Origin of the sequence: Leifsonia aquatica H1aii, from assembly GCF_000633535.1 — a bacterium.
GTDB lineage: Bacteria > Actinomycetota > Actinomycetes > Actinomycetales > Microbacteriaceae > Leifsonia > Leifsonia aquatica_A.
This window is the reverse complement of record NZ_AYMR01000014.1, coordinates 18,644-36,072: the sequence shown is the minus strand read 5'-3', so window position 1 is coordinate 36,072 and position 17,429 is coordinate 18,644. Positions and strand designations below refer to the sequence as shown.

The window sequence follows — 17,429 nt, the reverse complement described above, 5'->3', positions numbered from 1 at the left end:
GATGCCACCGGGCATCACATGCTCACGGTGTGCGGACGGCCGGGATGCCGCCTTCGTCTTGAAGGAGTCGTCGACGCCGCGAAGGTGACGCCGTGAAGGTGACGCCGGACCGGAGGTCCGATCCCTGTGACGGTCAGGGCGCGGTGAGCGTGAAGGTCATGTCGTCCGGGTCCGGACCGTAGGGATCGAAGACGATGTCGGGGTCGTACACGTCGGCGGCGGCCTCGAGCCCCGGCCCCCAGAACCCGTCGGAGTCGAGGGCGCGGAAGGTGAAGTAGTACCAGCCGCGAGAGTTCATCAGCAGGCGCAGTCGGGTGTGACCGGTGGCGCCGAGCGGGACGATCGCCGTGTGGCCCTCCATGGTGGAGACATAGACGCGTCCGCCTGCCGGGCCCGTCACCTCGATGACGATACCCGTGGTCTGCGCCTCGGCGACGGTCATGTCCTCGAAGCCCGTCAGCTGCTCGAACCCGGTGACGACGAGCGGGAGGATGGTGATGGTCCCGCTGACGGCGGCGGATCGCGTGTCGGCGTCGAACGCCCACACGCGAGAGGAGTGGACGCCGGGGTTCAGTTGGAGGGCGCGCGCGTCGAACGTCCACCGTCCGTCGGGGGCGACCGTCGGGCTGAAGCGCTGACCGTCGACCTCCACGGCCACACCCGCCGTCGCGCTGGTCCTGCCGGCGAGGACCGGAGCCAGATAGCCGGACGACGCTGTCGGCGTCGCCACTCCGGGCGACAGCACGGAACCGCCGCCGGTCGACGGGGAGGGCACGCTCGGATCGGCGGGCGTCGGGCGGGTCGGCGCGGTGGGCGCATCCGCCCCGGATGGATCGGCCAGGGTGACCGTCGGGATGGTCGGATCATCGACATGACGTCCGGTCGGGGCTTCCGTCGCCTCGGGCGCGTCCGGTCGCGCCGGTGCGCTCGGACCGACGGCCTCCGCAGCCGGTGACGGGGCGGAGGCCGTCGGCGCCGCCGGTGGCGCGGTGACCGCGGACGCAACGGGCGGCGCCGTCTGAGGTGACGCCGCGGACACACCGATGACCGTCGTCAGCAGGAGGCTGCCGCCGATCGCCGCGACGCTGAGCCCTCCCGCCGTGAGGAGGCCGGCGAGCCCGGTGCCGAACAGCCCCGTCGCGACTGCCGTGGTCCCCGTCGTCACCGTCACGGCCGTCGCTGACCCGCCCACGCCTCCCGCCCCCAGGAGCACGGCGAGGGTCCGGGTCCGGACGCGACGCGACATGGTGCGCATGTCCTGCAGGAGGTCGTTGCACAGGACGCACGCCGCCACGTGGACGGCGACCCCGGCGGCGAGCGCGGCGTTCTTCGGCTCGGTGAGATGCTGCGGCAGCAGCCGCGCCACGTGGGTCTCGTCCACGCGCAGGACTTCCGGGACCTGACGTGAGAGCCACTGGAGCTTGAGCCCCGAGCGGGCTCGCCGGTGGAGCGCGGACACCGCGTTCGGCTTGATGCCCAGTTCCCGCGCGATCGCCGGTCGGGGAACGTCGGCGACCTCGGTCAGCCAGAGGACGCGCTGCCAGCGGTCGGGGAGCTCCTGGAAGGCCGCGAGCACCTCCACCGATTCGGATGCCTCCTCCGCACGGGCGAGACCGTCACGCGGTTCGATCTCATCGACCTCGTCCTGGTCGACGAAGCGACCCGCGTCCTTCCCCCACCGGATCGCGGTGTTCCGGATGACGGCGCGCAGGTACGACCGGAACGCGAACGCCGGTCCCTTGGACGTCGTCGTGACCTGGTGGTAGATCGCCAGAAAGGACTCCGCCACGAGGTCGTCGACCTGGCCGGGGGCGAGGTGCCGGGCGTATCGTCGGGCCGCCGCCGAGTGACGCTCCCAGAGCGCGGCGAACGCGGCGTTGTCGCCGTCGCGCAGGCGTTCGAGCAGCTCCGCGTCGCTACGGTCTTCGTTCACGTTCCCTCCCCAGGTACATACCTTCTCAGGACGAAGGGGTCCGGCGCGCACCCGCGACTACGCCGCCGCCACGGAGGCGTCCGATCGTCACGCGGATCCCCCCTCCGCACGAGTCGCGGCGGAGCACGATGTGACGCGGCCGGAGAGGCGTCAGTGCTGGCGTCGGGTTCGCGTCCACCGGCTCCGCACGGCGACGCCGAGTCCCGCGAGGATCGCGACGAGCCCCACGGCCGCCGCTCCTGCCGGGAGCGCGGAACCCGTTGCGGCGAGGCTCGTGGTCGCGGTGGTCGATGGTGCCGTGGCCGCGGTGGCGGACGGGGCCGGGCTCGCGCCGGGCGACGACGTGGTGGGGACCGCCGTCGCCGCCCACTGGACGGAGGCCTGGGCGTCGGTCGTCGCGGAGGCACCGGCGACCAGGACGATCGACTGGGCATGGGAGGCGGCCGTCGGGATGCCTCCCGCCGCCGTCGGGACCGAGACGATGTGTCCGTCGACCGACGAACCCGCGACGGTGGCGGTGATCGTCGCACCTCCCGCCGCGGTCTTGCCGCGCAGATCCAGATAGAGCTCCTGGCCGTCGGTGACGGCGTTCAGGTCGACGGGGTTTCCGGTGGCGTCGGTTACCGGAACGGCAGGCGCGACCGAGACCTGGACGGTCGGCCGGTTGGAGGTGACCACGAACGGCCCGACGAGCCGGCCGGCGGTCGGGGCGGCCGCCGGGACGCTCACAGCGACCTTCGCCGTATCGGGCACGGTCCCGGTGCTCGCGTTGGCGCCGGCGAGGAGGTATCCGTACGCCGTCCCGGAGGCAGGGGTCGTGAAGTCCCACGCGGCGTCCCACGTGAGCTCGGTGTAGCGCCAGATCGCATACTGGGTGGCTTCGATCGCATCGTTGCGGGAGATGCCGGGGACGCCGACCGCCGCACCGAAGTCCGCCAGGCTGAGCGCCGGGTAGCTGTGGGCGAGCACCCAGAAGATCTTGCTCTGGACGGCCGGGTCGGTGAAGTAGTTGGTGCCGAGGAAGCCGGAGGCGTCGCCGACGACCCCCTCGAGCCCGGTCTCGGCGTGCACGTCGTGCTCGATGCAGTACGCCCACAGGTCGGGGTCGCCGGGGTTCGCCGGGTCGGCGGGGGCGCTCGCGTAGAGGGGGAACACACCGGTCCCGCCGTAGCCCTGACGCGCACCGACGTAGATGGACGAGCCGTCGTCGACGGTCGCCGCGACCGCCGGGGCGGACGAGGCGACGCCCGCCGCCCCCAGCAGAGCGGCCAGAGTGAGCGAGAGGAGCAGTCCTGCCCGCCGCCGTGAGTGGTGCGCCATCGTGCCGGTCCTTCCGTCGGGTGGTGTCGTCCGGTCCGACGACGCGACGACGCCCCACGCTAGCGAGGTCGGCGAGAGGGCAGAATCCCCCGAAAGGGACGCTGGGAATTCCCCGTCTCGGCGTCACTTCCGCAGGGGAACGGACTCCGCAGCATCCTGGCCGGCGACAGCCTCCGGCCCCGCGTCAGCCCGCGGAGCGCTTCCGCACAGCCGCGTAGATCCGCTCGACCACCCACAGCAGCACGCCGATCGTCAACAGTGCCAGGGCGATGCCGTACTGCCCTCCCGGCCGCCCGGAGGTCCACGGGAAGACCAGGTAGAGGCAGGTGATCGCTCCGATCACCGGCAGCACGGTCGGGGTGCGGAAGTGCTGGTGATCCACGGGCTGCCGGCGCAGCACGAGCACCGCGATGTTCACGATCGCGAAGACCACCAGCAGGAGCAGGGAGGTCGTGCCGCCCAGGAGCGCCACGATCGACCCCTGCGGGTCGAGCGAGACGTAGACGATGAGCGCAACGGCCAGGGCGCTGGTGAACAGGATGGCCGTCCACGGCGTCCGCCGCTTCGGCGACACCGAGGCCAGGAACGGCGGCAGCACGCCCTGCTTGGCCATGCCGTAGAGCAGGCGGCTGGCCATCATCATGTTGATGAGCGCGGTGTTGGCGACGGCGAACATCGAGATGAACGGCAGGAGGTCGTTGATCGGGAAGCCCGGGGCTCCCGCCTGCACGGCCATCACCAGCGGGGTCTCGCTGCCGGCCAGTTCCCCGATCGGCACCAGAGCGACGACGGTGATGGAGACGAGAACATAGATCACCGCGGCGACCCCGAGGCCGCTGAGCATCATCTTCGGGAAGATCCGGCTGGGGTTCTTGGTCTCCTCCGCCATGTTGACCGAGTCCTCGAAGCCGACCATGGCGAAGAAGGCGAGGGAGGTCGCCGTGCTCACGGCGAGCAGCACGTTCTTGTCCTCCGGCGTCTCGAACGCGACCACCCGCGACCAGTCGGCGTTGCCGCCCGAGATCGCCCACAGTCCGATGAAGATCACCAGCAGGAGTCCGGACAGCTCCACCAGGGTCAGCACGACGTTGAGCCACACGCTCTCGGTCACGCCTCGCAGGTTCACCAGCATGATGAGGACGATGAAGGCGAGGGCGACGAGCATCGTCGCGAGGTTGTCATCCGGGAGGCCGAAGCCGATCCCGAGGTTCACGGCGAACGCGCGCGAGGCGGTCGACGCCGACGTGATGCCCGAGGTCATGACCACGAAGCAGACGATGAACGTCAGGAAGTGGATGCCGAACGCTTTGTGCGTGTAGAGCGCGGCACCGGCGGCCTGCGGGTACTTGGTGACCAGCTCGAGGTACGAGAACGCGGTGAGCGTCGCGACGCCGAACGCGAGCAGGAACGGCAGCCAGGCAGCGCCTCCCACTTCTGCCGCCACCTGGCCAGTGAGGGCGTAGACGCCGGTGCCGAGGATGTCGCCGACGATGAACAGCAGCAGCAGTCCGGGCCCCAGGGCCCGCTTGAGTTCCGGCTGCTCTGGTTCGACGGTCTTGACCACCTGGGTCCAGGACGGATCGCTCACGAGTGCTCCCTTCCGCGCAGCCGCGGTGCTGCGCGTACGGGGCACTGTATGTGAGTTCTCTCAGGTTCGCCACCCATTCGGGGGTGAACCGGCCGATCGAGGTCAGGCGCCGGAGGCGAGCATCCGACCCGCCGCCGCCGCCGCGAGCGAGCGTGGAGCGAGGGCCGCGAACGTCGAGCTCAGCCGGTTGGCCCGGCCCGAGACCACGGAGGCCGGGGTGCGCCGCCTGTCCAGCGCCTTCAGGGCCGTGGTGATCACCTGTTCCGGCGTCTGATACCCGCCGACGGCGGCGGCCTCCGTGCCGACGACGTCGAAGAACTCGGTGCGCGTCGCGCCCGGGCTGAGGGCCAGCACACGGACGCCCGAGGCCTTCGTCTCCACGGCGATCGCCTCGGTGAACGACAGGACGAACGCCTTGCTCGCGCCGTAGACGGCCATGCCGGGGAGTGGCTGGTAGGCCGCCGTGCTGGCGACGTTGACGAGAGCGCCCGTGCCGTGCGCGATCATCTCCGGCAGGAACGCGCGCGTCAGATCGACGAGGGTCGCGACGTCGAGCTGGATCTCGGCCGCGATGCGCTCCGGGTCCTCGTCGATGAACGCGTTATAGGTCGCGAACCCCGCGTTGTTGATCAGCGTGCTCACCCTGATGGAGCGCGCCGCGAGCCGCTCCCGCAGCTCCGCGCCGACACCGGGGCGGGCGAGGTCCATCGCGATCGGAGTGACGGTCACGCCGTGCTGCGAGCGCAGCTCGGCCGCCTGCTCCTCGAGCAGCTCACCTCGTCGGGCGACGAGCACCAGATCCGCCCCGCGCGCCGCGAGCCGGCGGGCGAACTCCGCCCCGAGTCCCGAGCTCGCCCCGGTGATCAGGGCCGTGCGCCCCGCGAAATCGATGGCCATGTTCTCCGCCGTCCGTTCGATCGGGCGACCCCTGTGGTCTCCCGAGCTTCAATGTAGACACTGTCTGCAATGTTGTCAACGTCTACTCGGGCGATAGGATGCCGTCATGACGACCGCGTACCACCACGGCAACCTGCGCACGGCCCTGCTCGCGCAGGCGGAGGTCGCTCTGCGGGAGGTCGGAGTCGACGGCCTGTCGCTGCGCCAGGTCGCGCGCGATCTCGGGGTCAGCCACGGCGCGCCTGCACGGCACTTCCGCGACAAGCAGGCACTCCTCGACGCCTTGGCGCTCGACGGGTTCGAGGCCATGAACGCGCGGCTCGCGGAGGCCGCTGCCGGCGCCGGCGACTTCCGCAGCCGATTCGAGCGCACCGCCCGCGCCTACGTCGCCTTCGCCACCGACCGGCCCGAGCTGCTTCACCTGATGTACACGACCAAGCACGACGACGCGGCCAGCGACCTCCTGCGCGAGACCGGCTACCGCGGCATGCTCGTCGCGCGCGACCTGATCGCCGAGGCGCAGGCCGCGGGCGAGGTCCGGGCGGGCGACCCCGGCGTCTTCGCCGTCGTCGTGCACGCCCACATGCACGGCGTCGCAGTGCTCGCGGCGCAGGGGATGCTCGAGGAGTACGCGACCGAGGTCGTCGTGGACGCCGCGCTCGACCAGCTGTGGGAGGGCATCGCCGCCCGCTGAACGGGACCGCCGAATGAGCCGGCCCGTCGAACGGAGCGGAACCGGCCCGCACCTGGCAGGCTGACCGTGTGATCGCACTCGTGTCCGCCCCGACCGATCTGGGGCTCCGCCCTCCGCGCCCGGGCAGTGTCCCCGGCGCGTCGAAGGCGCCGGAGGCACTCCGGGAGGCGGGGCTGTTCGCACGCCTCCAGGCTCTCGGCGCGCGCGAGGCCGGCGTGATCGTCCCCGGCCGCTACGTCGATGACGACGCGGAACGGCCCCTGGGCGTCGTCCGCAACGAGATCGCCCTGGTCGACCATGCGCGGCGGCTCGCGGGTCGACTGACCGAGATCCTCGACGCCGGGGACTCTCCCGTCGTCATCGGCGGAGACTGCAGCGTACTCGTCGGGATCGGCGTCGCCCTCGCCCGGCGGGGCCGCAGCGGGCTGGTCCACATCGACGGGCACACCGACTTCCGCCACCCCGGCAACAGCGACCGCTGGGGCAGCGTCGCGGGAGAGGACCTCGCGGCCGCGATCGGCCTGCACTCCCCCGCCCTCTCCGACATCGACGGTCTCGGCCCCTACGTCGTGCCGTCGCGCGCCGTCCACCTGGGCCATCGCGACGACGACGAGCACGCCGCCGACGCACGCGCGCACCTCGGCGCCGTCGTCTCCGCGCGCGACATCATCGCGTCGACGCCCGCGACGCTCTCCGCCCTCGTGCATCGCGTCGCGGGCTCCGGATACTGGCTCCAGGTCGATGTCGATGTGCTCGACCCGAGCGTGATGCCGGCCGTGGACAGTCCCGACCCGGGCGGCCTGTCGGCCGATGGCCTGTCGGACCTCCTCGGAGCACTGGCCCCCGGAGCGATCGGAGCCTCGATCACCGTGTTCGACCCCGACCTCGATCCGGACGGCCGTTACGCGCGCCTGCTCGCCGACATCCTGGTCGGCCCGATCTCCACGGTCGGGAGCGCTCGCGGCTGAGCGCGCGGGCCCGACTACGGGCGGCGGCCGGTGAAGAAGTCCATGGAGTGATAGACACCGAGGCGCTCGGCCACCGCATCCCACGCCCGCGTCGGCAGCACGCCCTTCAATACGCGAGCCAGTCCGACCGACCACGGCAGCATGAGCAGCGGCCGACCGGCGAGCATGGCCTTCCAGACCTTGTCGACCACGTACTCCGGCGCGAGCACGGGCGTCAGCAGCGGGCCGCGGGCGCCCTCGAACATCCCGGTGTCGATGTAGCTGGGAGCGACGGTCGTCACCTTCACGTGCCCGAACCCCTGCTGCTCCAGCTCGAGGCGCATGCTGTCGCTCCAGCCGATGACCGCCCACTTGCTGGCGGCGTAGACGCTCATGCGCGGATTGGAGAGGGTGCCGGCGGCCGACGCGATGTTCACCACGCGCGCCTCACGTGAGCTCTCGATCATCCCGGTCAGGAACTCCCGCGTGACGTACATCGGGGCGAGGGCGTTGACCTGCATGGTGGGTCGGGTGTCGGCGCCGTTGTCGTGCTCCCAGAAGAACTTGCCGCGCACAATCCCCGCGTTGTTGATGAGCACGTCGACGCCGCCGAGCTCACGACGGACTGCCTGCGCGCTCTGCGCGATGGCGCCGAGCTCCCCCAGGTCGAGGACGAACGGGTGCACGCTGGTGGCGGGGCGGCCCGCGGCGGAGGAGGGCGAGCGCGGCGGTGCATCCCACGCCGTGGCGGACCGGCCGGTCAGGATCTCGGCACGCAGGGCGGCGGTCAACGCGTCGAGGGCGGCGGCGTCGCGGTCCCAGAGGACGACCGCGCGTGCGCCCTCGCGCACGGCGCGCTCCGCGTACAACCGCCCCATCCCGGACGCGGCCCCGGTGATGAGCACACGTGCACCCCGAACCGTTCTCGCCATCCGTCCATCATCGCAGGCGAGAGCGACGGCCGCCGCGTGTACGATCGACGAGGACACCGATCGTTACTCGGTTTTCCCTCCTTCCCATCCGATCCGATCCGAGGTCCCTGTGATGACGCAGACCGCTCTCGACCGCCGCGCACTGGTCCGCTGGCGCAACGCGATCACCGCCGCCTTCGGGCTCGGCGGGGTGACGATCGCGACCTGGGGGCCGCGACTCCCCGAGTTGATGCGCGAGCTGAACATCGACACCCCGACGGTCGGTGTGCTCATCGCCTGCTCCACCGTGGGCTCGATCGCCGGGCTCGGCCTGTCGACCCCGCTGCTCGGCCGGCTCGGCGGCCGCTGGGCCGTGTCGACGGCGCTGCTGACGATCGCGGGCTCGCTCGTGCTTCTCGGCGGGGCGCTCCTGCTGCAGTCGGTCCCCCTGGTCGCGATCGGCTTCGTCACGGTCGGGCTCGGGATCGGGACGCTCGACGTGCTCATCAATGTGGAGGGCGCGGCGATCGAGCAGGCCGCCGCGAAGACGCTGATGCCCCTGATGCACGCCGCGTGGTCCGTCGGTGCGGCGATCGGGTCCGGGATCGGCGCGGCCTGCGCCGCCCTCGGCATCGCCCCCTCTGCCCAGTTCATGGCGCTGGGTGTCGTCGTGGTGGTCGTGACCCTGGCCATGGCGCGGGCCATTCCCGCCGCCGCCCCGGTGACGGCCGAGACTCCCGCGCGGCCGCCCGTCGCGGTGCGGGTGAAGCAGTGGCTGCGCGGCTGGATGGATGTGCGCCTCCTCGTGATCGGCGTCGTGATGCTGGGCGTGGAGCTCGGCGAGGGCTCGGCCAACACCTGGCTGACGCTGTCGGTGAAGGACGACCACGGCCAGACGGCCGCGATCGCCGCCCTCTTCTTCACGATCTTCGCCGCCAGCGAGGCCGCGACCCGGATCTTCGGCGGTCCCGTGGTCGACCGGCTGGGCCGTGTGGCGACCATCCGCTGGACCACGGCCCTCGGAATCGTCGGTCTGCTGCTCTTCATCCTCGGCGGCGAACTCTGGATGGTGCTCGTCGGCGTCATGCTCTGGGCCGTCGGCGTCTCGATGGGCTTCCCGCTCGGGATGTCGGCCGCGGCGGAGGGCGGCGGCAATGCGGCCGCCCGAGTCAGCGTCGTCGCCTCCATCGGCTACCTCGCCAACCTCGCCGGACCCCCCGTGCTCGGGCTCGTCGCGCACTCGACCGGCCTGCTCGGTGCGCTGTGGCTCGTCGTGGCTCTGATGGCGGCCGCGTTCATCAGCGCCCCCGCACTGCGGCCGCGGGTCACCCGGGGAGCTCCGGAGCCGGCTCCGGCCGACTCCGGAGAGTAGGTGCGACGTGCCGCTCAGCGTGCCGCGCGGTACTCGGCGCGGGTCTCCGGGTCGAGATGCTCGGTGGCGTACGAGAGCATCGTGCGCGGCATCTGCGCCGCATGCTCGTCGAGGAAGCCCAGGAGGAGGGCGCGATCGACCCGCTTGCCGACCTCCCGCAGCATCCACCCGACCGCCTTGTGCATGAGGTCCTCGCGATCGGCGAGCAGACGCTCGGCCAGTGCGAGCGTCGTGGACGCATCGCCCCGACGGATGAACGCGAACGTCGAGAGCACGGCGACCCGTCGTTCCCAGAGCACGTCGCTCGCGGCGAGCTCATCGAGCACCCCGCGCGGCCGGTCCCACAACCAGGCGCCGAGCACGAACTCGGCGGAGGAGTCGACGAGGTCCCAGTTGTTCACGCGCCCGCGACGCACAGCCGCGAGGTAGAAGGAGGCGATGCGCTCGCGAGCCTCGTCGTCTCGCCCGCGGGGGCGGCTCGCGCGTTCGAAGGCGCGGTTCAGGATGATCAGGCCGGCGAGGCGGTGCTCGTGCACCGCGCTGTCGAGGAGCACGTCGATCTGCTCCAGCGGCATCCCTTCGAACCGTTTCGCGACCGCGCGCGTCTGCGGTACGCGCACGCCGATGAAGACGTCGCCCTCGCCGTACTCACCCGGCCCGGTCTTGAAGAAGCGCCGCAGGACGTCCGCGTCCCGGGGATCGGCGATCGCGGCGAGTGCCTGTTGCACCGCGGTCGCGTCGATCGTCATGCCGCCGACACTAGCGAACGCACGCCCTGCGCGCAGTGGGTGTCGAATCGTGCACGATCGCCGCTTGTGGCGCACTTTTCCGCTGAAACCGTCAAAGAAACGTCCGCGATCCGCGGTTAGGCTCGAGTGAGGACACGATTTCGCGCGTCCGATCCTGCCGCATGCCCGCGGCCGACCGATGACGGGAGGTTCGTCACATGTCTCAGTCCACAACTGGTTTCACGCAGAACGCGATTGTCGGAGAACCCGAGGTCGTCGAGGACGCCCGCCCGGTCCGCGAGGTCGCCACGCACTCCGCCTGGCTCCGGCTCAAGGACGCCGCCATCGCCCTGCAGGCGCTGCAGGTGAAGGACGGCTCGGTCGAGCAGGAGTCCGACCGGCCGGCCGCCGCCGAGCACGTCGACACGCTGATCGCGTCGATCGGCGAGCTCGCCCCCTTCTTCCCGCACGACGCGTCGTATCTGGCGGCCCTGCAGCGGGACTTCGCACGCTGGGCCGACGAGGGCTTCGGCGTTCCCGACTTCCTGGACGCCTTGAACGAGTTCCAGCCCCAACAGCACCGCGTCGACGGGCTCGGCCATCTGGTCGTGTTCCCGATGTACACGCAGAACGGCAGCGCGAACCGCCTCGTGGAGGCCGTGCTGGTCGAGGTGATCTGGCCCGAGTTCGTCGCGGAGCTGGAGGCCGGCGAGTACGGCAACAAGCTCTTCGTCGCGCTGCGCTTCGTGGACTTCACCCCCGGCTACGACACCAACTCGGCAGTGCTCTTCCCCGAGACGGTCGCGATGCGCGAGATCCCGCAGTTCACCTGGGGCGCGATCTTCCAGGACCGCGAGGCCGCCCGGTACCGCCGGGTGGTGCGCGCCGCCGCGGAGATCACCAAGCTCGAGCTGCCGGCCGACGCCGCGGCGATGCTGGACGACCAGCAGCTCACGGAGGAGACCTTCGTGATGTGGGACATCATCCACGACCGCTCCCACATGCGCGGCGACCTGCCGTTCGACCCGTTCATGATCAAGCAGCGGATGCCGTTCTTCCTCTACTCGCTGGAGGAGCTGCGCTGCGACCTGACGGCGTTCCGCGAGTCGGTCCGGCTCGAGCGCACGCTGTCGGCGGTCCCCGACGCAGAGCTGTCCGAGGCGCAGCGGGCCATCCGCGACCACGCTCACCTCGTGCAGTACGCGGTGATCTTCGACCGCATCTTCCGGTTCGCGATCACCGGCAGCCGCGTCCGCAACTACGACGGGCTCGGCGGCCAGCTGCTGTTCGCGTGGATGCACCAGCACGACGTGCTGCACTGGACGGACACCCAGCTCACGATCGACTGGGAGTCGGTGCCGGACGTGGTGGTCGCCCTCAGCGATCAGATCAACGAGCTCTACTGGCGGTCGATCGACCGGCCGAAGGTCTCGCACTGGCTGGCCGCGTACGAGATGCTGACGCAGACCCTCACGCCGCACCCCGCCTCCCACTGGGCACGCGGGCTGTCCGACGAGATCCTCTCCGGTGCGCCCAAGGGCTACACGGACGCGGTACTGGACGACGAGTTCCCGCTCTCGATGTTCTACGAGGCGCTGAACAAGAAGATGGCTTCGGTCATCGAATCGACGGCGGGCATCACCGGCACGACGGACGACGCCCCGGCGGGCGCCGCGTGACGGACGCCCTTCCGCTGCACGGCCGGCTGGTGCTGATCGCGGGAGCGACCAGCACCAGCGGCGAGGCCGTCGCGCGATCGCTGGTGACGGCGGGCGCGACGGTCCTCGCCGTCGGCACCCGCGAGGAGGCGCTGGAGGCCCTGGCCGCCGCGGTCCCCGGCGTCGACACCCGGGTGTGCGACCTGTCGGATCGGGACGCCGTGGCCGAGCTCGCGATGCGCATCCACCTCAAGTTCGGCACCATCGACGGCCTCATCCATCTGGTCGGCGGTTGGCGCGGAGGCGGCGGTCTCGAAGGCCAGAGCGATGAGGACTGGGAGTTCCTCGAGCGCGGCTTCCGCACGCTCCGCAACACGACGCGGGTGTTCTTCGACGACCTGGCGGCCTCGCCTGCGGGCCGGCTCGCGATCGTCTCATCGACGGCGGTCGATGCGCCGTACGCGGGAGGCGCGAACTACGCCGCCGCGAAGGCCGCGGCCGACGCCTGGACCCGCGCCGTCGCGCAGGGCTTCGCGAAGCAGGCCCCCGATGCGGCGGCCGTCGTCTTCGTCGTGAAGACGCTGTCCGGCCTCGAGGAGCGGCTCGGCGACGAGGTCGTGCGCCTCTGGGAGAGCTCGGCCGCCGAGGTGAACGGCACGCGCATCCCACTCGCCGCGAATCCTGCAAGGATGGACGGGTGACGCTACAACTCCATGATCTGAACCTGCGCGGCTTCGCCTCCGACAACTACGCGGGTGTGCACCCCGAGATCCTCGACGCGATCGCCGCGGCCAACCAGGGCCACCAGATCGCCTATGGCGAAGACGTCTACACGGAGCGCCTGCACGAGGTCTTCGCCGAGCACTTCGGCGAGGGCGTCCAGGTGTTCCCGGTCTTCAACGGCACGGGCGCCAACGTGGTCGGCCTGCAGTCGATGGTCCCCCGCTGGGGCGCGGTCGTCTGCGCGAAGACCGCGCACATCAACACCGACGAGGCCGGCGCCCCGGAGCGCGTCGCGGGCCTCAAGCTGCTCCCGGTCGAGGTCCCGGACGGCAAGCTCACCCCCGAACTGATCGACCGCGAGGCGTGGGGCTGGGGCGACGAGCACCGCGCGCAGCCGCTGGTCGTCTCCATCACCCAGACGACCGAGCTCGGCACGGCCTACACGGTCGAGGAGATCCGCGCGATCGCCGATCACGTGCACGCGCTCGGCATGAAGCTGCACATGGACGGCGCCCGCATCTCCAACGCGGCCGCGACCCTCGGCCTGCCGCTGCGGGCGTTCACCACCGACGCGGGCGTCGACGTGCTCAGCTTCGGCGGCACCAAGAACGGCATGCTGTACGGCGAGGCCGTGGTCGTGCTGAACCCGGAGGCCTCCGACGGCCTGATCTACCTGCGCAAGCTGAACATGCAGCTGGCCTCGAAGATGCGGTTCATCTCGGCGCAGTTGATCGCCCTGCTCACCGACGACCTCTACCTGCGCTCGGCCGGGCACGCCAACGCCATGGCCACCCGCCTGCGCACAGCCCTCGAGCGCGGCATCGCGGACGGCAGCATCCAGGGCGTCGGCTTCAGCCAGGAGACGCAGGCGAACGGCGTCTTCGCGACCCTCCCCGCCGGCGTCGCGGACCGGCTGCGCGAACACTTCCGGTTCTACGACTGGGATGCCGCTCGCAACGAGGTGCGCTGGATGTGCTCGTTCGACACCTCCGAGCAGGACATCGACGACTTCGTCGCCGCCCTGGTGCAGGAGCTTGGCACCGCCTGAGTCCGCGCCGCATGGCGGCCTCCCTCGACGTGGTGCCCGTCGACATGGTGTCCCTCGGTCTGGTGCCCCTCGGTCTGGGGTGAAGTCGGGGTACAAAAATGTCCTCCATTTGACCCACAAGTTCGCTATCCTCGAAGAGCGGCCGGGGGAACCCGAATATCCACCGGCCGTAACCCCGAACGTATGCCGGGCAGCACGAATGATCCCTAGTCTCCGTGCCGCCCGGCATCGTGGGTTAACGCCGTCGTGCCAGCCGAACCACCCGCGCGACGACAACGCCCGGGCCACCCCCGGATTGGGGTAGAGGGGTACAGATTTTGTCCTCCATTCGACCCACACCGAGGACGAGGTTTCCGCTAGTCTTCAGATGCGGCCGAGGAGACCCGAATATCCAGCGGCCGTAACCCCGAAACGCTGCCGGGCTGTGTGGACTAACCCTAGTGTCCATACCGCCCGGCATCGTGGGTTCAACGGACCCCCAGCGGAGCCTGCCAGTAGGCGTAGCGCGAGGCCGGGACGAACCCGAGGCTCTCGTACAGAGCGATCGCTCCGGAGTTGTCGGCCAGCACCTGCAACCAGAGCCGTTCGACGCCGTGTCCGGCGGCCTCCCCCGCGAGCGCTGCGGTGAGCGACCGCGCGAGCCCGCGGCGGCGTGCTGCCGGGAGCGTCGCCACCGCATACAGCCCGCCCCACGCGCCGACGAGCGCCAGCCGGGCGACCGCGTCAGGGGCGTCCTCCGCTCCGGCCCAGGCATAGAGCGCGGGTCCACCGGCGAGGATGCGCTCGACGGTCCCACGGGCGGACGCCCCGCCGCGACCGTCGACCGTCCACCAGGTGTCGAGCCATCCGGTCGACGCGTCGGGCGCGACCGCGATGCTCGGTGCCGTGCGCGTGCCGGCCGCGGCGACCGTGGATCGGTCCGCCACCAGGACGGCCGTCTCGGAGTGCTCCCGGTAGCCGCGCTTCCGCAATTCCCGGGGCAGCGCGGCGGACGAGGCCGGGCTCACCTGGAACACGGCGGGGAGTCCGCGCGCCGCGTACCAGGCCTCGGCCGTATCCACCGCCGCCGGGAGATCGGCGTGCCCACCGGTTGCCCGGACGGAGTTCGCACGGTTCGTAACGCCGTCGGCGGCCCGCAACATCCACGGACCGAATGGTTCGCGTTCGAGCGCCGGCCAGCCGTGGTCGGCGAGCCGGTCGAGGACATCGGGTGCGGGGATCTCCATCCGCCCACGCTAGCGGGTGCGCCGGAACCGGTCGCCAGCGGCCTCCCGACGGCGTACGGTCCGGAGTATGACCGACACCCAGCACGCCGACCCGCTCCCCGCCAGCGAGGTCGCGGGCCTCAGCGCCAAGACCGTCGCCCACGTCGTCCACTACCGACGGAAGACGTACGTCACGCGCCCGTCCGAAGGCTACGCACTCTTGAAGCGGATCCGCACCCTGCTGCGCGACGGCACCACCGACCTGGTACCGCTGGTGCACCGCGACGGCTTCGTGTGGCTCGCGGTCGGGCCGAACATCCCCATCGCGGTCGACGAGATCGAGACCGACGCCGGCCACAGCGAGAAGCACACGCTGAAGCGCCTCGGCCTGGACTGAGGCGTCCGGCCGTGCGTGCGGCGTCCCGGTACGAGTGCGCCGTGTCGACGCGGGGCAAACGTACCGTGGGAGCACTCGCGTGCACCGCGGAGGCGCGACGCGCTCACCGCCACGCATCCAGGAGCATCCAGAGCGCGGCGTAGACAGCAGCGGCGGTGAGGAAGGCGGCGGCGACGACGGCCGCCTGGCGAACGGTGAGGCGGTTGCGACCGATCGCCACGGCGATCACGACCACGGAGAGCACGATCTCGATGACCCAGTAGACCGGGCTCGTGGTGTCGGCGATGCGGAGGAGGGCCCAGCCGCCTTCGCCGAGCAGCACAGCCGACAACGGGACCGCCGCGAGCGCCGCCCGAAGTCCGGAACCGTGCCGGACGATCGCCGCACACGCCCCCAGCACCGGTCCGGCGACGACGGCGATCGCCGTCCAGACGCTGGAGAACGGGTCCGCGAAGAAGTACCCGCGCCACGCGGAGACCAGACCGTAGCCCTCCACCATCAGGAGGAAGGAGAGCGCTCCGAGCACCGCGCCGAGTGCCGGGCGCGCCCGGCTGAGCCAGACGATCCCGAACGCGAGCATCGCCCACCCTCCGGCGGAGTTGGCCAGCGAGGAGAACCAGGCGGGGAGGTACTGCTGGCCGAAGCTGGTCAGTCCGCCGACGAGAAGCGAGCCGACCGCCACTCCCGCGACGCTCATCGCTCCGCGGATCCACGGCGCCCATCCACCCGGAACCGGAGCCGGAGCCTCCACCGGCCGTGTCGCACTGGTCATACCCCGACCCTACGAACCAGACCCCTCTGACGCGTCCCTCTCGCGACGGACATCCGCCTGCGACTGCTGCGGTTCGGGACGCCTGCGGTCGGGCGCCGCACCGCGGACGTCCCGCCGCACCGCGGTCACTCGGGACTGCGGTGCGGCGGGACGGAGGGACAGGGTCAGGCGCCGGCGACGGGGAGCAGCTCGCGCTCGCGCTTGGAGGTCTGCTTCGGCTGCTTGGCGGCGGGCCGCACCGGCGGCGCGGGTGCCGCGGGTGCGGCGGGTGCGGCGAACGGCGCGACGGTCTCGAGCGGCGCCGCCGGCGCGACCGTGTCGGCGAACTCCCGCAGCCACGGCACCAGCCCCGGCCCGAGGTCGTCCCGCGCGGAGGCCAGCTGCACGATCGCCTTGATGTAGTCGAGCCGGTCCCCGGTGTCGTAGCGACGGCCCCGGAAGATGACGCCGTGCACACCACCGGTCCAGGCCGGGGCGGTCGCGAGCCCCTCGAGGGCGTCGGTCAGCTGGATCTCGCCACCCTTGCCCGGCTCCGTCTTCTCCAGGATGTCGAAGATCTCCGGGCGCAGCACGTAGCGTCCGATCACGGCGTAGTTCGACGGCGCGTTCTCGCGGCTCGGCTTCTCGACGAGACCGGTGATGCGCACCACGTCGTCCTCGTCCGTCTCGACGACTGCGGCGGCGCCGTACAGGTGGATGGACTCAGGCGGCACCTCCATCAGCGCCACCACGGTGGTGTTGAGCGCGTGCTGCACCTCCAGCATCCGGGAGAGCAGGGTGTCCCGCTCGTCGATGATGTCGTCGCCGAGCAGCACGGCGAACGGCTCGTGGCCGATGTGCATCTTGGCGCGCAGGACGGCGTGGCCGAGACCCTTCGGGTCGCCCTGGCGCACGTAGTGCATGTCGGCCAGCGAGGTGGAGTGGCTGACCTTCTGGAGCTTGTCGGTGTCGCCCTTGCGGACGAGCGTGTCCTCCAGCTCGGTGTTGCGGTCGAAGTGGTTCTCGAGCGCGTTCTTATTGCGACCGGTGATGAGGAGGACGTCGTGCAGGCCGCTGGAGACGGCCTCCTCGACGACGTACTGGATGGCCGGCTTGTCGACGACCGGGAGCATCTCCTTGGGCATCGCCTTCGTGGCGGGGAGGAATCGGGTGCCGAGTCCCGCGGCGGGGATCACGGCCTTGGTGACGTAACTGGTCATGTCGGTTCCTTCGATCGGATGAGGCTGGTGGACGGAG

General features: G+C 71.1%; 16 protein-coding genes. 7 read left to right on the top strand and 9 right to left on the bottom strand.

Going from position 1 to position 17,429, the window contains the following annotated elements:
- Positions 1–133 precede the first annotated feature (133 nt).
- From U870_RS0114865 to U870_RS0114850, 4 genes are all read right to left on the bottom strand, one after another.
- Positions 134–1,933, bottom strand: a complete 1,800-nt coding sequence (locus U870_RS0114865) for an RNA polymerase sigma factor (RefSeq protein ID WP_025158174.1) — start codon at positions 1,931–1,933, stop codon at positions 134–136.
- A gap of 150 nt (positions 1,934–2,083) precedes the next feature.
- On the bottom strand, positions 2,084–3,253 hold the full coding sequence (locus tag U870_RS0114860) for a thioester domain-containing protein (protein WP_025158173.1): 1,170 nt from the start codon (positions 3,251–3,253) through the stop codon (positions 2,084–2,086).
- Positions 3,254–3,437: 184 nt separating this feature from the next.
- A complete protein-coding gene (locus tag U870_RS0114855; protein WP_025158172.1) occupies positions 3,438–4,841 on the bottom strand; it encodes an APC family permease in 1,404 nt (467 codons plus the stop codon).
- Between the two features lie 102 nt (positions 4,842–4,943).
- A complete protein-coding gene (locus tag U870_RS0114850; protein WP_025158171.1) occupies positions 4,944–5,738 on the bottom strand; it encodes an SDR family NAD(P)-dependent oxidoreductase in 795 nt (264 codons plus the stop codon).
- A gap of 106 nt (positions 5,739–5,844) precedes the next feature.
- On the opposite strand from U870_RS0114850, the gene U870_RS25065 reads away from it, so the two are divergent.
- Both U870_RS25065 and U870_RS0114840 read left to right on the top strand, forming a co-directional pair.
- Positions 5,845–6,432 (top strand): TetR/AcrR family transcriptional regulator, encoded by a 588-nt coding sequence (locus U870_RS25065; protein ID WP_025158170.1) that lies wholly within the window; start codon positions 5,845–5,847, stop codon positions 6,430–6,432.
- Positions 6,433–6,500: 68 nt separating this feature from the next.
- Complete coding sequence (locus U870_RS0114840) at positions 6,501–7,400, top strand: arginase family protein (protein ID WP_025158169.1); 900 nt, start codon at positions 6,501–6,503, stop codon at positions 7,398–7,400.
- Between the two features lie 14 nt (positions 7,401–7,414).
- On the opposite strand, the gene U870_RS0114835 is transcribed toward U870_RS0114840, so the two are convergent.
- The gene (locus tag U870_RS0114835) at positions 7,415–8,311 is read right to left on the bottom strand and encodes an SDR family NAD(P)-dependent oxidoreductase (protein WP_025158168.1); all 897 of its coding nucleotides are present in this window, start codon (positions 8,309–8,311) and stop codon (positions 7,415–7,417) included.
- 112 nt (positions 8,312–8,423) lie between these two features.
- On the opposite strand from U870_RS0114835, the gene U870_RS0114830 reads away from it, so the two are divergent.
- Positions 8,424–9,662, top strand: coding sequence for an MFS transporter (locus U870_RS0114830; protein ID WP_025158167.1), 1,239 nt, complete (start codon positions 8,424–8,426; stop codon positions 9,660–9,662).
- 14 nt (positions 9,663–9,676) lie between these two features.
- On the opposite strand, the gene U870_RS0114825 is transcribed toward U870_RS0114830, so the two are convergent.
- Positions 9,677–10,411 (bottom strand): DNA alkylation repair protein, encoded by a 735-nt coding sequence (locus tag U870_RS0114825; protein ID WP_025158166.1) that lies wholly within the window; start codon positions 10,409–10,411, stop codon positions 9,677–9,679.
- A 197-nt stretch (positions 10,412–10,608) separates the two neighbouring features.
- Between U870_RS0114825 and U870_RS0114820 the strand changes: the two genes are divergently transcribed.
- Genes U870_RS0114820 through U870_RS0114810 form a run of 3 tightly spaced genes read left to right on the top strand, consistent with a single transcriptional unit; the run spans position 10,609 to position 13,819 of the window.
- A complete protein-coding gene (locus tag U870_RS0114820) occupies positions 10,609–12,069 on the top strand; it encodes a DUF6421 family protein (RefSeq protein WP_025158165.1) in 1,461 nt (486 codons plus the stop codon).
- Positions 12,066–12,749 (top strand): SDR family NAD(P)-dependent oxidoreductase, encoded by a 684-nt coding sequence (locus tag U870_RS0114815; protein WP_025158164.1) that lies wholly within the window; start codon positions 12,066–12,068, stop codon positions 12,747–12,749. The genes U870_RS0114820 and U870_RS0114815 overlap by 4 nt, the downstream gene beginning before the upstream one ends.
- The gene (locus tag U870_RS0114810) at positions 12,746–13,819 is read left to right on the top strand and encodes a threonine aldolase family protein (RefSeq protein ID WP_025158163.1); all 1,074 of its coding nucleotides are present in this window, start codon (positions 12,746–12,748) and stop codon (positions 13,817–13,819) included. The genes U870_RS0114815 and U870_RS0114810 overlap by 4 nt, the downstream gene beginning before the upstream one ends.
- A 467-nt stretch (positions 13,820–14,286) precedes the next feature.
- On the opposite strand, the gene U870_RS0114805 is transcribed toward U870_RS0114810, so the two are convergent.
- Positions 14,287–15,045: a GNAT family N-acetyltransferase gene (locus U870_RS0114805; RefSeq protein WP_025158162.1), complete on the bottom strand. Its 759-nt coding sequence runs from the start codon at positions 15,043–15,045 to the stop codon at positions 14,287–14,289.
- Between the two features lie 67 nt (positions 15,046–15,112).
- Between U870_RS0114805 and U870_RS0114800 the strand changes: the two genes are divergently transcribed.
- The gene (locus U870_RS0114800; RefSeq protein WP_025158161.1) at positions 15,113–15,421 is read left to right on the top strand and encodes a hypothetical protein; all 309 of its coding nucleotides are present in this window, start codon (positions 15,113–15,115) and stop codon (positions 15,419–15,421) included.
- A 103-nt stretch (positions 15,422–15,524) separates the two neighbouring features.
- Here U870_RS0114800 and U870_RS0114795 read toward each other — a convergent pair whose 3' ends face one another.
- Together U870_RS0114795 and galU are read right to left on the bottom strand one after the other, a co-directional pair.
- Positions 15,525–16,193 carry a DUF6518 family protein gene (locus U870_RS0114795; RefSeq protein WP_162819164.1) on the bottom strand — a complete coding sequence of 223 codons (669 nt, stop codon included), beginning with the start codon at positions 16,191–16,193 and terminating at the stop codon, positions 15,525–15,527.
- Between the two features lie 164 nt (positions 16,194–16,357).
- Positions 16,358–17,392: a UTP--glucose-1-phosphate uridylyltransferase GalU gene (gene galU / locus U870_RS0114790; protein ID WP_025158159.1), complete on the bottom strand. Its 1,035-nt coding sequence runs from the start codon at positions 17,390–17,392 to the stop codon at positions 16,358–16,360.
- Positions 17,393–17,429: the final 37 nt, after the last annotated feature.